Annotated in this window: 14 protein-coding genes; 2 read left to right on the top strand and 12 right to left on the bottom strand. The window is 63.1% G+C overall.

Annotated features, from left to right (window positions below; genetic code table 11):
- Positions 1–28: 28 nt before the first annotated feature.
- Positions 29–694, top strand: a complete 666-nt coding sequence (locus tag ACSQ3I_RS20640; RefSeq protein WP_436001923.1) for a GntR family transcriptional regulator — start codon at positions 29–31, stop codon at positions 692–694.
- A gap of 39 nt (positions 695–733) precedes the next feature.
- On the opposite strand, the gene ACSQ3I_RS20645 is transcribed toward ACSQ3I_RS20640, so the two are convergent.
- The 5 genes from ACSQ3I_RS20645 to ACSQ3I_RS20665 form a co-directional block, all read right to left on the bottom strand.
- Entirely contained in the window at positions 734–1,519 is a 786-nt protein-coding gene (locus tag ACSQ3I_RS20645) for an ABC transporter permease (RefSeq protein WP_436001925.1), read from the bottom strand.
- Entirely contained in the window at positions 1,516–2,697 is a 1,182-nt protein-coding gene (locus ACSQ3I_RS20650; RefSeq protein ID WP_436001927.1) for an ABC transporter permease, read from the bottom strand. Before ACSQ3I_RS20650 ends, ACSQ3I_RS20645 begins: the two co-directional genes overlap by 4 nt.
- Positions 2,694–3,758, bottom strand: coding sequence for an ABC transporter ATP-binding protein (locus ACSQ3I_RS20655; RefSeq protein ID WP_436001929.1), 1,065 nt, complete (start codon positions 3,756–3,758; stop codon positions 2,694–2,696). Before ACSQ3I_RS20655 ends, ACSQ3I_RS20650 begins: the two co-directional genes overlap by 4 nt.
- A gap of 103 nt (positions 3,759–3,861) precedes the next feature.
- Positions 3,862–4,902: an ABC transporter substrate-binding protein gene (locus ACSQ3I_RS20660; protein WP_436001931.1), complete on the bottom strand. Its 1,041-nt coding sequence runs from the start codon at positions 4,900–4,902 to the stop codon at positions 3,862–3,864.
- 117 nt (positions 4,903–5,019) lie between these two features.
- The gene (locus ACSQ3I_RS20665; protein ID WP_436001933.1) at positions 5,020–5,568 is read right to left on the bottom strand and encodes a cupin domain-containing protein; all 549 of its coding nucleotides are present in this window, start codon (positions 5,566–5,568) and stop codon (positions 5,020–5,022) included.
- A gap of 180 nt (positions 5,569–5,748) precedes the next feature.
- On the opposite strand from ACSQ3I_RS20665, the gene hisD reads away from it, so the two are divergent.
- Positions 5,749–7,047 (top strand): histidinol dehydrogenase, encoded by a 1,299-nt coding sequence (hisD, locus tag ACSQ3I_RS20670; RefSeq protein ID WP_436001935.1) that lies wholly within the window; start codon positions 5,749–5,751, stop codon positions 7,045–7,047.
- An 87-nt stretch (positions 7,048–7,134) separates the two neighbouring features.
- Here hisD and ACSQ3I_RS20675 read toward each other — a convergent pair whose 3' ends face one another.
- From ACSQ3I_RS20675 to ACSQ3I_RS20705, 7 genes are read right to left on the bottom strand one after another with little or no spacing between them, the layout of a single operon-like run.
- Entirely contained in the window at positions 7,135–8,064 is a 930-nt protein-coding gene (locus ACSQ3I_RS20675) for an FAD:protein FMN transferase (protein ID WP_436001937.1), read from the bottom strand.
- A gap of 3 nt (positions 8,065–8,067) precedes the next feature.
- Positions 8,068–8,649 carry a nitrous oxide reductase accessory protein NosL gene (locus ACSQ3I_RS20680; protein WP_436001939.1) on the bottom strand — a complete coding sequence of 194 codons (582 nt, stop codon included), beginning with the start codon at positions 8,647–8,649 and terminating at the stop codon, positions 8,068–8,070.
- Complete coding sequence (locus ACSQ3I_RS20685; protein WP_436001941.1) at positions 8,646–9,467, bottom strand: ABC transporter permease; 822 nt, start codon at positions 9,465–9,467, stop codon at positions 8,646–8,648. The genes ACSQ3I_RS20680 and ACSQ3I_RS20685 overlap by 4 nt, the downstream gene beginning before the upstream one ends.
- Positions 9,464–10,366: an ABC transporter ATP-binding protein gene (locus ACSQ3I_RS20690; protein WP_436001943.1), complete on the bottom strand. Its 903-nt coding sequence runs from the start codon at positions 10,364–10,366 to the stop codon at positions 9,464–9,466. Before ACSQ3I_RS20690 ends, ACSQ3I_RS20685 begins: the two co-directional genes overlap by 4 nt.
- Positions 10,329–11,657 (bottom strand): nitrous oxide reductase family maturation protein NosD, encoded by a 1,329-nt coding sequence (locus ACSQ3I_RS20695; protein WP_436001944.1) that lies wholly within the window; start codon positions 11,655–11,657, stop codon positions 10,329–10,331. Before ACSQ3I_RS20695 ends, ACSQ3I_RS20690 begins: the two co-directional genes overlap by 38 nt.
- A 3-nt stretch (positions 11,658–11,660) precedes the next feature.
- Positions 11,661–13,589 carry a TAT-dependent nitrous-oxide reductase gene (nosZ, locus tag ACSQ3I_RS20700; protein ID WP_436001946.1) on the bottom strand — a complete coding sequence of 643 codons (1,929 nt, stop codon included), beginning with the start codon at positions 13,587–13,589 and terminating at the stop codon, positions 11,661–11,663.
- 18 nt (positions 13,590–13,607) lie between these two features.
- On the bottom strand, positions 13,608–15,764 hold the full coding sequence (locus tag ACSQ3I_RS20705; protein ID WP_436001948.1) for a 4Fe-4S binding protein: 2,157 nt from the start codon (positions 15,762–15,764) through the stop codon (positions 13,608–13,610).
- Positions 15,765–15,828 lie beyond the last annotated feature (64 nt).

The following is a 15,828-nucleotide window of genomic DNA, read 5'->3' on the forward strand; positions in this document are numbered from 1 at the left end:
ACCGCCATTGCCCTTTGGGGGAAACTGCATGCGTCCAATCGAAAGGCCGCCATCGCTTGTCGATACGGTGGCGGCCCAGCTCAGGGAACTGATCGTCTCCGGCGAACTGGCGCTTGGCCAGCAACTGTCCGAGCGCAATCTCGCTGCCGCCTTCGGCGTCTCGAAGACACCGGTGCGCGAGGCGCTTGCGCAACTGAAGACCGAGGGACTGGTCAGGATCGCTGCACAGCGCGGTGCGACGGTGTTCACGCTATCCGGCCAGGAAGTGGCCGATATCTGCGAATGGCGGCAGACACTGGAAACCGCTGCCCTGCGCATGGCGTTCGAGCGGGCATGCGACCGGCTGGTCGCCGATCTGGCCAAAGTGGTCGAGCGGATGAAAGAGGCGCGTGGCCGAGATGATGTAAAAGCCTATCTCGCCGAAGATACCGCTTTCCATAACGTCATCTTCCAGTGCTGCGGCAACAGGCTGTTTCTCGATACCTACGACCTGATGCAGGCCAAGATTGCAGCGCTTCGCACGCATCTGTCCGTCAAGCCGCATCATACCGATCGCTCGTTTGAAGAGCATGGCGAGATTGTCGAAAAGCTGCGGGGCAACGATCTGGACGCCGCACTTGCCTGTCTCACCGTCCATATCGACAGGTCGCGGACGACATATTCCCTGGCGACGGCGGACATTTCCACCGAATAGCCTGCGTTCGCGCCGGCTTCCTGCGCTTTTCGTTCCCGTTTATGCCCGCTGGCTCTTCTTCTGAGCCAGCAGAACCAGACCGGCGATGACAACCGTTCCGACGATGAAGAGGAACGCAGCGGCAGCGATTGCGGGGCTGATGTTTTCCCGGATGGTCGAAAACATCTGGCGGGCAACCGTCCGCTGGTTGGGGCCGGCGACAAACAGCGTCAGAACGACTTCATCAAGTGACGTCGCGAAAGCGAACACCGCGCCGGAGACGATGCCCGGCATCGCCAGCGGCAAGGTCACCTGGCGCAGCACGACGGCGGGCGATGCGCCCAGGCTCGCCGCAGCGTTCTCAAGACGGCGATCGATGCCCTGAAGTGCCGCGCTGACATTGACGACAACAAAGGGGATGGCGATGACCGTGTGGGCGATGATGACGCCGACATAGGTGTTGGCGAGACCATACTGGGCAAACATCAGCTGCATGCCGACGCCAAGCACGACCGCCGGAACGACCATGGGCAGCAGGAAAACGGTGCGGAAGACGCTGAACAGCAGCGACGCCGAATTGCCGCGCAATCCGAGCGACGCAATGGTGCCGAGAACAGTTGCAAGGATCGTCGTGCCGGTGCCGATCAACAGGCTGTTGATGATCGACCGCCGCCAGGCATTGGCGGTGAACAGCTCATGGAACCACCTGAACGAAAAATCGGGGATCGGATAGTTCAGAAAGATGCTGTCGGTGAAGGCGAGCGGGAGGATCGCGAACAACGGAGCCATCAGGAAGATGACGACCGCCGTTCCGAAGACGGCCTTGCCGATGGGAAGCGTTCTCATGCGCGCGCCTCCTCGGACGACAGGCGAAGATAGACGACATAGAGGATCATGGTTGCGGCCAGGAGGACGATGCCGAGCGCGCCGGCCATGCCCCAGTTTGCTGCGCCGGTGGCGTAATAGGCGATCACCGAGCTGATCATCTGGTCTTTGGCGCCGCCGATCAGGGCAGGCGTGATGTAGTAGCCCAGCGCACTCATGAACACGAGCAGGGCTCCCGAGACGACGCCGCGCAGGCTCAGCGGCAGCAATACCAGCAGGAATGCCCGGATCGGCGGCGCGCCGAGCGAAGCTGCGGCCGGCATCAGGTTCTTCGGAATGCCGATGAGCACGCTGAAGATCGGCAGCACCATGAAAGGCAGCAGCACATGCGTCATGGCAATCACGACGCCGAGCCGGTTGAAGATCAGCGGCACGGGTCCGCTCGTCAACCCCAGTGTCTGAAGCGTCAGGTTGATCAGGCCGTTGTCCTGCAGGATGATGTACCAGGCGGCGGTCCGCACCAGCAGCGATGTCCAGAGGGGCAGCAGCACGGCGCCGAGGAGCAGTTGGCGTTTCCAGCCGGTCGTCGAGGCGGCGACCATGGCAAAAGGCAGCCCGACGGCAATGCAGCAGAGGGTGACGATGCCGGCCATGATCATGGTCCGGAAGAGTGTCGTCCGATTGGCCGACGTACCTTCCGGCGCGCTGACGATGTCGCCACCGCTATCGCGCTGCAGATCGACGGCAGCCAGAAGGTTTCTGTCCGTCAGCGAAGCGCCTGCGGCGTCTTGCACCGCGATCCAGAAGGCCGGCTCGCTCCACCGCTTGTCGACCGCCACTAGATCGACCACCGCCTGATCTTCGGCCACGGCTTTGCGCGTCTTCACCATCAGGGTGCGAAATCCGGACTTCGCACTGTTCAGGCGACGGACCAGATCACCGAAAAGCTCGTCATCGGTGATGTTGCGGAGATCATCCGCGAGTGCCTCTTGCGCCTCAGCCGATGGCGTACTTGCGCGGTCCCAACCCTGCAGCGCGCCGGATACTGTCGGCAAAGCTCTCGAAGCGACCGGATCGGAAACCGCCGTCTTCATCATCGTGACGAGGGGCGCGGCGAAGAAGAAAATCAGGAAAAGCGCAAGCGGCGCTATCAGCGCGAACGACTTGGCGCGTTTGGAAAACCACGACTGTCCGGTCATGCGACGATCCAGCATTGTTCGGGGCTGAACGACGCGGTCACCTCCTGCCCAATCTGGGATGTCATCGCATTGCGGGGCGTCTTGACCACAAGCGAGCGGCTGCCGGCATCGACCTGAACCTGAAGATGATCGCCGTGATAGACGACGTCGGTCACCCGGACCTTCAGTTCGTTCTGGCCTTCACCGGAGGGGCCGAGGTCTATCCGCTCCGGGCGGACCGAAACCTTGACGTGTTTTCCGGGCTCCAGGCCGGCGGTGGATGCCACCCGGATCGCCTGGCCGCCTTCCAGCGTGACGTTCAGGAGACCGTTCGAGACCGACGACACCTTGCCGCTGAGCAGGTTGGTCTCACCGATAAACTCGGCGACGAATTGGGTTTTCGGGCGGTCGTAGATTTCGGAGGGGCCGCCGATCTGCTCGATCTTGCCGTGGTTGAAGATCGCGATCCGGTCCGACATCGTCAGGGCTTCGGTCTGGTCGTGGGTGACGAACACGATCGTCAGCCCAAGGCGATGATGGATATCGCGGATATCCATCTGCATCTGTTCACGCAGCTTCTTGTCGAGAGCGCCGAGCGGCTCGTCCATCAACACCACTTCAGGTTCGAAGACCAGGGCGCGGGCCAATGCGACGCGCTGCTGCTGGCCGCCGGACAATTGGATCGGCCGACGGTCGTGGAAGGCGCCCAGCTGCACCATGTCGAGGGCTTTTGTAACGCGCTCGACGATTTCGCTCCGGGAGGCGCCCCGCATCTTCAGCGGAAATGCGACGTTCTCGGCGACGGACATATGGGGAAACAGCGCATAATTCTGGAAAACGACGCCCATGTTGCGCTTGTGGGGCGGCAAGGCATCGACGCGCTTGCCGGCGACGGAAATGCTGCCGCTGGTCGGGGTCTCGAAGCCCGCCAGCATCATCAGGAGTGTCGTCTTGCCGGAACCGGAAGGCCCGAGCATGCTGACGAACTCTCCCTTGCCAATCGAAAGGTCGAGATTGTCAACAACGGTCATGATACCGAACACTTTGCTGACTTTGTCGAAATGTATAAGCGCGTCGCTCATCGTGACCTACGTTCGTTTGGATAAGACGACCTGCCCTCCGACATCGGAGGGGTGTTCCGTTGCCCGGTTCGGGCAACGGATATCGGCGTGAGAAGGCTTGCGCTTACTGGGCGAGCCAGGCGTTGAAACGCTGGGTCAGCTCTTCCGAGTTGTCGGTCCAGAAGTCGACATCGAGAGCGATGGCGCCGCTGATGTTTTCGTCGGTGGTCGGAAGCTCCTTCTGGAACTGTTCAGGCACCAGCTTGGTCGCGCCGAGGTTCGGCAGGCCGTAGGCGATGAACTCCGGAAGCTTGGCCTGGTTTTCAGCCTTGCTGGCGTAGGCGATGAAATCCATGCCTGCGTCCTTGTTCGGGCTGTCCTTCAGGATGACCCAGCTGTCGATGGCGTAGACGCTGCCCGGAAAAACGAAGCCGAACTTGGTGCCTTCAGCCCGGTTGATGCCGCTGATACGACCATTGTAGGCGGAGGTCATGACGACCTGGCCGGAGGAGAGCAGCTGCAGCGGCTGCGCGCCGGCATCCCACCAGATGATATCGGCCTTCAGCTCATCGAGCTTCTTGAACGCCCGGTCGACACCGCCTTCGCCGCCCAGAACTTCATAGACCTGATCGGCAGGAACGCCGTCAGCCATCAGCGCGAATTCGAGGGCGTATTTCGGACCCTTGCGGAAGCCGCGCTTGCCGGGAAACTTCTTCGTGTCCCAGAAGTCGGCCCAGGTCTTCGGCGCTTCGGCGAGCTTCGAGCCGTCGTAGGAAAGGCCGGTCGACCAAACGATGTTGCCGACGCCGCACTCGCTCACTGCCGCAGGAAGATAGGCATCCTTGCCGCCGAGCTTTTCCCAATCGATCTTTTCGTAGATGCCGTCGGCGCAACCCAGCGCCAGTTCTTCGGCTTCGACTTCAACGACATCCCAGTTCGGAACGCCGGCCTTCACCTTGGCCTGCAGGACGCCGTAACCGCCATCCCAGCTTTCGTCGAGAACCGGCTTGCCGGTCTCGGCCGCAAAGGGTTCGAAGAAAATTTTACGCTGCGCATCCTGGAAATTTCCGCCCCAGGACACGACGGTCAGATCCCGTGCCTGCGCACTGAGACCGCCTGCCATCAGGATGGTGGATGCAATGATAGTCGCTTTGAAGATGTTCACAGGACGCTCCCCTTCGTGTTGTCAACCGGCCACTAGGAAAGCACGTTTAGAAACTTTGGGAAGCGGGGTTAACCGTTGCGGTCACTATACTCACCACCCCTTCCAGAGTGTTAACGATCAGTAAGTCGGCGGGGTAATCGCGCTCAAAATCTCGCTCTGGCCGTCATGGACATTGCGGAAACGATGCGGCATGCGGCTGTCGAAATAGTAGCCGTCCCCCGGTTTCAGCACCTTCTTCTGGTTGCCCACGGTGACCTCGACGAGGCCGGACAGCACCATGCCGGCCTCCTGCGCCGCGTGGGTGAATTCCTCGCCGGTGTCGGCTCCGGGCGCATAACGCTCGTGCAACATCAGCATTTGCCGGTTGGGGTGATCGAGGCCGACAACACGGTAGGAAATTGTGTCAACCTTTCCAATCTCCACCAGGTCTTCCGAAGCATAGAAGGGCGAGTAGGGAAGACTGGATTGCAGGTCGGAAAAAAAACCGGGGAGCGTCGTGCCCAGCGCGTCGAGTACCGCGCCGAGCGTGTCTATCGATGGGCTCATCCGGTCCCGCTCAATCAGCGAGATGGTGGAATGGGAGATGCCCGAACGCGCAGCAAGCTCCCGGACACCCAGGTCTCGACGGCGACGAAGTTCGCGAAGCTTGCTACCAATTTTAGGCATGAATGCGTATCCTGTTTCGTCTCGTTGGCCGACAATGACACCCCAAACACCATCGGGATACCGGAAGCGGTTGAACATCGGTCACGGTGGTGAATATAATGAACATGTGGTTTGTGGGCAATTGCCGGACAGTCGCGCTTGGAAGATGCTGGCGCCGATCATCCCGCATAGGAGGTTTTGATGACGTCGCGTCTCGATGCGCTGAAAGGCAAATTTACCCAGATCAAGGAACCGACCCGGGACGCCGTCTCCGATACGGCACCGGTCGAAAAAACTGTGAAGGACATCATCGCCAATGTCCGCCAACGGGGCGATGCCGCCGTTCGTGAATATTCCATCGCCTTCGACAAGGCCGATGTCGCCAACTTCGAAGTCACCGAGGAAGAGAAGCTCAAGGCTGTCGCCGACCTCGATCCGCAGACGCGCGAAGACACCGAGTTTGCAATCGCAAACGTCCGCCGTTTTGCCGAAGCGCAGCTCGGCACCATCCTGCCGCTCGAAATCGAAAGCCTGCCGGGCCTTCACCTCGGCCATCGCGTCATCCCGATCGAGATCGTCGGCTGCTACGTTCCGGGCGGTCGTTATCCGCTGCTATCCGCGCCGGTCATGACGATTGTCCCGGCCAAGGTTGCCGGCTGTGACCAGGTCATCGCCTGCCTGCCGCCGAACGCCCACCCGGCAATGATTGCCGGCTGCCACCTCGCCGGTGCAGACCGCATCTTCCGTGTCGGCGGCGCCCAGGCGATTGCCGCCATGGCCTACGGCACCGAGACGATTCCGGCCGTCGACAAGATCGTCGGCCCGGGCAATGCCTTCGTCAACGAAGCCAAGCGCCAGGTCTTCGGCCAGGTCGGTATCGACCAGCTGGCCGGTCCGAGCGAAATCTTCATCGTCGCCGACGAGACCGCCAATCCGGTCATGCTTGCGACCGACATGCTGGCCCAGGCCGAACATGACGTCCGCACCCGCGTCGGCCTCGTAACGACAGACCGCAAGCTGGCTGAAGAGACGATCAAGGAAGTCGAGAAGCAGCTCGAAACCCTGTCGACGGCCGCCGTCGCCGGCGTTGCGTGGAGAGACTACGGCGAAGTTACCGTGGTCGACGACGAAGAGACGATGATCGCCTATGCCGATTACATCGCGACCGAGCATCTGCAGGTCCACACACGCGACCCGCATGCAACGGCGAAGAAGCTGCGCAACTACGGCTCCATCTTCATCGGCGAACTGGCCAGCGTCGTCTATTCCGACAAGTGCTCCGGTACCAACCACACGCTGCCGACCATGGCGGCGGGCCGTTACACTGGCGGCCTGTGGGTCGGCTCCTACGTGAAGATCGCCACCCATCAGTGGCTTGACGAGCGCGGCGTGGCCGCGGTTGCTCCGGCCGCCGTTCGCCAGAGCGCCACCGAACAGCTCGAAGGCCATCGCCGCGCTGCCGCGCTGCGCCTGAGCCCGAAGCAACTCGCCGCAGAATGATCTGATCCTCCCAAGCAAATCAGCCGCAACATGAAAAACCGCCGAATTGATCCGGCGGTTTTTCTTTTTGTTGCCGCTGATATGCGGTTATGCCGCTGCTTCCAGGCGGGCGTGTTCGAAGCCATCGAGCATGGTGAGGAGTGCGGCGGAATCCGCCATCAGGCATCCCGCCGTCGTCAACGCGTCGGCAATCGCTGCCGAAGGGGCCGAGATCGAAATCGAACGCCAGCGCGCTTGCGCCGGCATCCCGGTCGCCGGATCGAGGATATGGCCGTCTCTTCCGGCCTGGTCGAAGGTCGTGCCCAGTGGGGCGGAGGTGGCGAGCGCGCGCTGGCGCAACGACAGGCGTTCACCCGTCTCCAGCCGCACCGGCCAGCCTTGTTCGAGGGCGCCACCGCTGTTCGGTTTGCCGCCGAGGGCGCGGAACTCACCCGTATCGATCAGGATGTCCGTCAGTCCCTCGGATTCCAGCAGGGCGGCGATCCGGTCTGCGACATACCCCTGGCCGATGCCGTTCAGCGTCAGCGCCATGCCCGGCTGCAGGGTGATTTCGCCGGGGTCGAGCACCACCTTGCTCCAGCCGGTCTTTTCGCGTGCCGCCTCGATGGCCTGCGCTTCCGGTTGTCGGCCACCGGCGGCGGCTTCGGCCCAGAGCGCCCAGAGCGGCTGCACGGTCGGATCGAAGCGTCCGCCGCTCGCCCGATGCACCGCGCCGGCCAGGGACAGGCATTCCAGAAGTTCGAAGGGCGGGGCTTCGAGATGGCCTTCCCGGTTCAACCGGCAAAGGGCACTCTCGAAACGATAGAGGCTGAGAATGTTTTCCAGCCGGTCGATTTCTTTCATGACACGGGCGGCGATGGCCTCCGCGTCGGGATGATCGAGACGGATGGAGGCACGTGCGCCGAGTGCCTGTCCCGTCCAGAGGCGAGGGCTTGCCGTTGTCGTTGCACGGGCGGCGACAGGAAGAAGGGCCAGGGCGGCGGAAATCGCGATCAGGCGACGGCGGGTTACAGGCATGGGTCAACCTCCGGCTTTGTTGGGCAGGGCACGCAAGCGGTCGCCGAAATCCGCGTCGTCGGCCGTATGGTCCGCTCCGGTTTCGACCGGTGCCAGGACCATGTCATCGGTGATGTCGTTCAATGTCAGCACATGGCCGCCCTCGGCAAGGGCAAAGGCCTCGGCGCGCTCCCGGCTGGAAAAGGGTACGGTCTCCGGCGCGCCCATGCCGCCCATGCGGGCGGAACCGACGACATAGAAGGCCCCGGTGGCGGCAATCCAGTTGCCGTCGCCCGGCCGGTCCCATGTCGCCCCGGCCGCCCCCATATCGTTGACATACAAGACGAGGATCGGAGCGACCTGTTCAGGCCCGCGCATATAGGCGAGGGCATCGCGCACCTGGCTGAAAAACAGTGGCGCAGCATTGCCCTCGAGAAAAACCTGGGCCTTGGGGCCGGGATGTTCCAGCAGGTTCATCTGGCAATAATGGCCAAGCGTCTCGGGCGTCATGTCCTGCGGCGTGGTATTCTGTGCCGCCTCCTGCCTGCAGGCCGACAGAAGCAGGAGGGCTGCGACGAGCATCAGGGGGCGAAGAAAAACTCTCATGGCGTTACCTTCCTGAAGGCTGCGACGGCGAAGCCGATGACGGCCAGCGGCCAGAGGAGAAGCGATGCGGCCGATTGCCAGAGCGGGATGGCGCCGGCCGCCCCACCGATGCCGCCGGCGGCTGCAACTGCCTCCGCCGCCGACAGATTGAAGACACGGAAGGCGTCGGCCGGATTGGCGAGCAGGGCCACGGGCAAGGCCTGCGTGGTAAAGGCTCCGCCGCCGTCCGTGACGATCAGTGCCAGGAGCGCGAGGTCGTAGAGCACGACGGCAACCAGCCAGAGGGCTATCGCCAGCCCTGCGGCACCCGAGGGCCGCCGCGCCAGCGCCGAAAGCGTGTAACCCGCGCCAAGGAAGGTCGCGCCGAGCAGCACCGAAGACCAGATCAGCCGCCACAGCGCGCCGAGGCCCTGGATCGCACCCGGATCGGACCAGACCGCGACCAGCGCAGCAGCGCCATAACCCAGCGTGACCGCAAGGGCGAGGATCGTCAGATGCGCCAGAAGCTTGCCGAGCAGGATCTGCAGGCGCGAGACGGGGTAGGTGAGGAGAAGCGGCAGCGTGCCGCGCTCCACCTCGCCTGCGACCGCATCGAAACTCATGAGAAGCGCCAGCAACGGCACCAGATAGACAGCCAGCGAGGTCAGCGAAGCAACCGTCACGGACAGCCGGTCGACACCGACATCGCCGGTCGGGGCCGAGCCGGCGGCGGCAAGCACCAGTGCAAACAGCACCATCATGCCGGTGGCGATGGAGACCCAGCGGTTGCGGAAGGCGATGCGGAATTCGCTGATCGCGGTGGCGAGGATGCGGTTCATTGCCCGTCCCTCCGGCTGAAATGGCTGTAGATATCCTCGAGGCTGGGTGGGAGGACATCGAGATCGGCAACGGCCTCCCCAAACGCTGCAATCCGGGCAAGGAGCGGCAGCTTTTCCGCCTGCGTGCAGGACAGGCGCAGATGGCCGTCCGGGCCGGCAGTCGCCTCCGGAAAGGCGGCCGCCAGCGATGTCTCGTGACCGGCTGCGGGAAGCACAGAGAAGGCGACAGGCAGGGCGGCGCGGGCGCGCAGGGCGGCAAGCGTGCCTTCCGCCACCAGTTCCCCGCCGGAAAGGATGAGGATGCTGTCGGTACGGGCTTCGACCTCGGTCAACACATGCGACGAGAGCAGGATCGCCGTTCCTTCGGCGGAAAGGCCGTCGAGCAGATCGTAGAAGTCGCGCCGCGATACCGGATCGAGGCCGGACGTCGGCTCGTCCAGCACCAGCAGGCGGGGGCGGCCGATCAATGTCTGGGCGAGGCCGACACGCTGGCGCATGCCTTTGGAATAGGTGCCGATCCGCCGCTGCGCCGCATGCCCCAGCCCCACGCGTGCAAGGAGTTCCATGGCCTGGCGCGGGCTTTCGCCGCGGAGCGCCAGATAGTGGCGAAGCTGCTCCTCTCCCGTCAATGCCGGGTGGAAGGCGACGTTTTCCGGCAGATAGGCCACCTGCGCCCGCGCCGACGGCGAACCCGGCGCTGCGCCGCAGACCGAAACCTCGCCGCCATCGTACGGGATCAGCCCGAGCACGATCTTCATCAGCGTCGATTTGCCCGCGCCGTTGTGGCCGAGCAGGGCGGCGCGCTTTCCCGGCTCCAGCGTCAGGGAGACCGCCTTCAGCGCTTCCACGTCGCCGAAGCGCTTAGTGAGCCGAGAGAGTGTCAGTGTCGGTGTCATCATGATTTCCTTCGGTCCAGCGCCCGGCAGCCTCGGCCTCGTAGGCAAGGATTTCGGACGGGACGGATATGCTCAGTGGCCGCATCAGCGGCGCGCTGTCGCGCACGCCTCCGGGCAGGGTCGCGGGAAAATCCCGCTGGCTCCAGCGCACGATTTGTACGGCGGGCGAGCCGATAAGCAGGCTTGCCGCCGGCTGCGACCAGAGGATCTGGTCCATCAGGTCGTTGGGCCGATAAAAGCTGTCGGCGACGCCGTCGCCGTTGAGGTCGAAGGCCGGATGGTCCGACCAGAAATTGCCGCGACCCTCATGGCTCCATTCCATGTTGCGGGTGCCGACATATTTCACCTGCTCGCGGTTGGCGATGAAGGCGTTGCCGGTCAGGACATTCTTCTCCGAGCCGGCGGTGAAATGAATGCCGATGCCGCAGCCTTCGAAACGATTGTCCCATATGAGGTTCTTGTGGGCGTTGTAGATGAACACGCATTTCTTCGTGCCGCCGCGTACCAGGTTGCCGGTAACATCGGCATTGTTGGCATAGTTCAGCATCAGCCCGTGTTCACGGTCGCCAAGGCTGAGATTGTTGCGGATCCTGGCGCGATCGGAAAACATGATGGCGAACCCCAGGTGATTTCCGATCGAGATATTGCCGGAAACCTCGGTGTTGCGCGTATACATGAAATGCACGGCAAACCGCAGGTCGCGCATGACGTTGCCGCGGTAGATGCTGTTGGCGCTGGCATTGGAAAAGATGCCGTCGCGGCCGTAGCGGATGGTGTTGTTTTCCAGAAGGGTGCCGGGGCTGTTCCAGACATAGATGCCGTTGCCGCGCTCGTTCATGCGCGGGCTGTCGGTGCCGACGATCTCGTTGCCGGAGACGGTGGTATCGCGGCCGCCATGGACGTCGATGCCGTGCATGTTGCCGGTGACCAGCAGTCCTTCGATGCGGGCACGGTCGGCGCCCTTGACGATCTTCACCCCTGAATCGAGGTCCTGGTTCACGCGTCCCGAACCGGTGACGGTAAAGCCCGAAAGCGTCACGTCCGGTGAAGCGATCGTCAGCACGCTACCCTGTCCCAGCCCATCGACCACCGCACTGCGCGGGCCGGTGATTGTCAGCGGCCGGTCGATGGTGACGGGGCCGGCATAGGCCCCGTCGGTCAGTTTCAGCACATCGCCGGGCGAAGCCCCGGCAATGGCAACGGCAAGACTGCCCGGACCCGGCACGACCGCATGCTCCGCCGCCGCAAGCGGCGAAGCGAGAAGAAGACCGATCAGCAGAGCGGACAGGCGCATCGGTCAGGCGTCCTTCGGTTCCACGAACATCCGGCCGCGCATTTCCATGTGCAGGGCATGGCAGAACCACTGGCAATAATACCAGTAGACGCCCGGATTGGCCGCGACGAAGGTAATGGAACTCGTCTGCTGCGGCCCGACTTCCATCGCCACGCCGTGATTGCCCATAGTGAAGCCGTGGGTCAGGTCGTCGATCTCGTCGAGATTGGTGACGATGATCGTCACTTCGTCGCCCTCCTTCACCGTGAAGCTTTCCTGGCTGAAGCTCGGCGCCACCGAGGTCATGTAGACGCGCACCTTGTTGCCGTCGCGCACAACCGTGTCGGTCCATTCGTCGATGTTGACCTCATCGGCCTCCGCCTGCTTGCGCGTCTCGGACCAGAGATGGTCCTGACGATCCCAGACCGAGCGGATGTTCGGCAGGATCGAAGGGGCGACGGCGATCGCGTCATGCGGCTCGGCGAAGTTCGGGCCGTCATGCACCAGCACCATCTTGTCACCGGAGATGTCGATGAGCTGGTCGTTTTCCGGCTTCAGAGGACCGACGTTCAGGAAGCGATCCTTCGAGAACTTGCACAGGCACACCAGCCAGTCGTTCGCAGCATCCAGCGTTTCGCCCATCACGGTCTTCAGGTGGCCAGGCTGGTACTGGACGTCGAGCTTGTCCTTGATCGGGTTGATCTTTTCGCCGGCATAGGCGCGGATCGCCTCGTCGATGTTCCACTTCACCACCTGGCTGTCGAGGAACAGCGAGGTATAGGCATTGCCGCGTCCGTCGAAGGCGGTGTGAAGCGGCCCGAGACCCAGTTCCGGCTCCGCCACCACGGCGCTGCGCGGCTCGGCATTGTCATAGAACAGGGCATCGAACTTCGTGACGTCAAGCACGGTGACCGTTGGCGACAGCTTGCCGGCGACGCACAGGTGCTTCCTGTCAGGCGCCATGTTGCAGCCGTGCGGATTGTTGGCGATCGGGATGTAGCGGGTGAAGAGCGACTTGGCCTCCTTGCGCCCGTCCACCACCTTGACGCCGTTGATCTCCTCGTATTGCCCGGCGGCGATGGCTTTCTCGATCTCGGCGAGGTTGAAGACGACGACGTGGTCCATCTCGGACTTGGTCATTTCTTCCAGCGTCATGCCCATTTCCGAGTTGTAGCTGGTCGAGAACGCCCACTTTCCCTCGTAGTCGGCATCGCAGTTGTCGAGATTGCCGGAGACCTTGACCTGCCAGGCCACCTCCCACTTGTCGGCATCGACGGCCGTGAAGATGTTCACGTAGGTCGCCACGTCCGTCATCGTCTTGCCGTCGTTGACGAGCGGCGCTTCGTCCTCGCCATTGCAGAAGACGTAGTTCGAGCGCGGCCATTTCTGCGGGCGCAGGCCGTGGATGCCCTTGGCATTCGGGATTTCCAGGATGGAATCCGTCTTCATCACGTCGCAGCGCACGCGTGCGACGCGGGTGTTGGCCTTGTCGTTCATGAAGAGATAGCGACCGTCATACTTGCCGTCCGTGAAGGACATGTGGACGTGGTGCAGGTCGCCGTTGTCGTGGATCTTCTTGCCGTTGGCGGCAAGCTGCTTCTTCGTCTTCTCCGTCATCGTGCGCTGGTGGATGCGGATCGATTCGTTGGTCTGGCCCCAGCCGGTCGCCGAGCAGCGGTTGAACACCGGCACCCGCATCAGCTCGCGCATCGAGGGAATGCCGAGAATGCGCATCTCGCCGCTCTGGCCCGAGGACCAGAAGCCGTAGTAGTCGTCCAGCTTGCCGGGAGCGACGGAGCCGTCGGCTCCCGCGGCGGCGCGGGCCGGGGTCGCAAGGCTTGCCGCGCCAAGGCCGAGTGCAGCCGGTGTCATCGCGCCGGCGAGCACGGCGCTGCCGGCCGTGGCGCTGAACAGCGCACGACGGCTCAGTCCTTTGTTTTCCTTCGATTCCATGATCGGTTCCTCTTTCTGTTAGACTTTTGCTACGGGTTGTTGGATCGGCGGTGCCCCGGAACTCGCCGCAAGCTTGGCCCGCGACTTCATTTTCTTGATCACCACGGGGCAGACGGATTCGGACTGGTAGAGAACCTGGCAGTGCAGGCAGTTGATGCATTCGTTCGGGTTGATCTCGCCGGTGCGGTGGATGGCCTGCACCGGACACTGGTTGGCGCAGGTCTGGCAGGGATTTCCGCATTCGTGGTAGCGCTTGAGCCAGTCGAACATGCGCATGCGCGCCGGGATCGCCAGTGCCGCCCCCAGCGGGCAGAGGTAGCGGCAATAGAACCGCTCGACGAAGAGCCCGGCCACCAGCAGCGCCACCGCATAGGCAACGAAGGGCCAGGCGCGGATGAACTTGAGGATGATCGCCGTCTTGAACGGCTCGATCTCCGCCAGATGCTCGGCCTGTTCGACGCTCATCAGCGAGACGCCGAAGAGACCGAGGAAAATCATGTATTTGATCGGCCATAGCCGCTCATGCAGGCCCCAGGGCAGCGTCCATTGCGGAATGCGCAGCTTGCGGGCGATCTGGTTGGTCAGTTCCTGCAGCGCGCCGAAGGGGCAGAGCCAGCCGCAATAGGCGCCGCGCCCCCAGAACAGCAGGGCCGCCGCCAGCGAGAACCACAGGATGAAGGTCAGAGGATCCAGCAGGAACGCCTGCCAGCTGAAACCGGTCACCAGGCTGCCGAACAACGCCATCAGATTGACGACCGAGAGCTGCGCATTGGCGTACCAGCCGAGGAAGACCAGGGTGACCGTCAGGAAGACGATCCGGAAGATGTAGAAGGCCTTTGCATTCCTGACCGCATAGGTCTGGAAGAAGAAAACCCCTGTGAGCACCACCAGCATGGTGGCGAGAACACCGATCTTCAGTTTCGAATCCTGCCAGATGCGTTTCCAGAGGTCGGCCTGGGCCGTGCCTTCGTCGCGATCGGCAACGACGGTGATCTCCTTGGCCGGCGGCGCGACGGCGAGCAGGTATTTCTGCGGCAGCTGGTAACCGAGGTCGAAGGTGTGGAAGACCTTTTCGATCGGCCCGACCTCGCGGTGCGCCAGAAGCTGGATACGGAAGGGTTTTGCCGGATCGAAGCCGAGGCCGGCGGGAATGCGGAAGAGGTCCGTCTCGGTAAATTCCGGAGCGCCGGCAAGGGCTATCCCGCCGAGCCGCCGGTGATCACGGTCGCGAAAGCGCACGGAAATATCGTCCTGGATCAGCACGATACGGTCGAAAATGCCGCCGCGCACATAACCCGAGCCCTTGAAGGAATAAAGACCGCGTCCCATCACGGCGATGGCATTCTCGCCGTCGCGCAGCCAGGTCTTGAGATTGGCCTCTTCGGCCGGGCCGAGCAGCGCCTTGCCGATGGCGGGAACCGAAACCAGCGCTGCCTGCATGTCGATGAAGGTGGTCTGGGGCGGTTCGGCGATCGCGCGTTCGCGGGCGCGTATGTCGGGATGTTCGGCAAAGGCGGCATTGACCTGCGCCACGTCGAGCGACAGGCGGCGCAGCGTTCCATCGCCTTCCGCCTCGATCCAGTCGGCCGGCGCGGCGGCGGCCGGATCGATCTCGAAACGGGGGCCGGCATCTTCCGCTTCGCGGGCCAGGCCGCCGAGGCCGAGCGCGCGCGCCACTTTCAGGCCGGAACGGACGATCGAATCGTCGATCACCATCACCGTCACCGTTGCGCCGGAGATGATGTCGACCTCATGTGCCGTGCCGCCGGACTTGGCTTCGGCGGCAAGGTCGAGGCCGGCATAACCGGCAACCAGCGCCTTCACCTTGGCTTCGGGAATGCCGATGAGAACGATGGGTTCCGAATGTTTCACCAGCCGCACGCTGATGATTTTTGCATCCGGCCCGACGGCCACGAGCGTATGGATCGGCTTGCCGGAATAGCCGGTGGTGCCGACGAAATCGGAGGTGATGAAGACCCAGGCGACGGTCTCTCCACCTTTCATGACCGGGGCGACCGCGAGGTCGTCACGTACCGGCCCAAAACTGTCCGCCCCCGGCACGAGGTCCGCGGCCGTGACGGCCGGCAGGTACTCCTGCAACACCGTGCGTGCGCTGGCGTGGCCCGCCAGGAACACGCCGGCGCAGAGCAAAAGGACAAGACGGAGAAGTTTCATTCCAAGGTGGCTCCCGCAAATCATTGCAGCAGCATTTGGAACGTTCGCCGGGGGCGGTCGTTGA

It is taken from the genome of Rhizobium sp. LjRoot30 (assembly GCF_964253915.1).
Lineage (GTDB): Bacteria > Pseudomonadota > Alphaproteobacteria > Rhizobiales > Rhizobiaceae > Metarhizobium.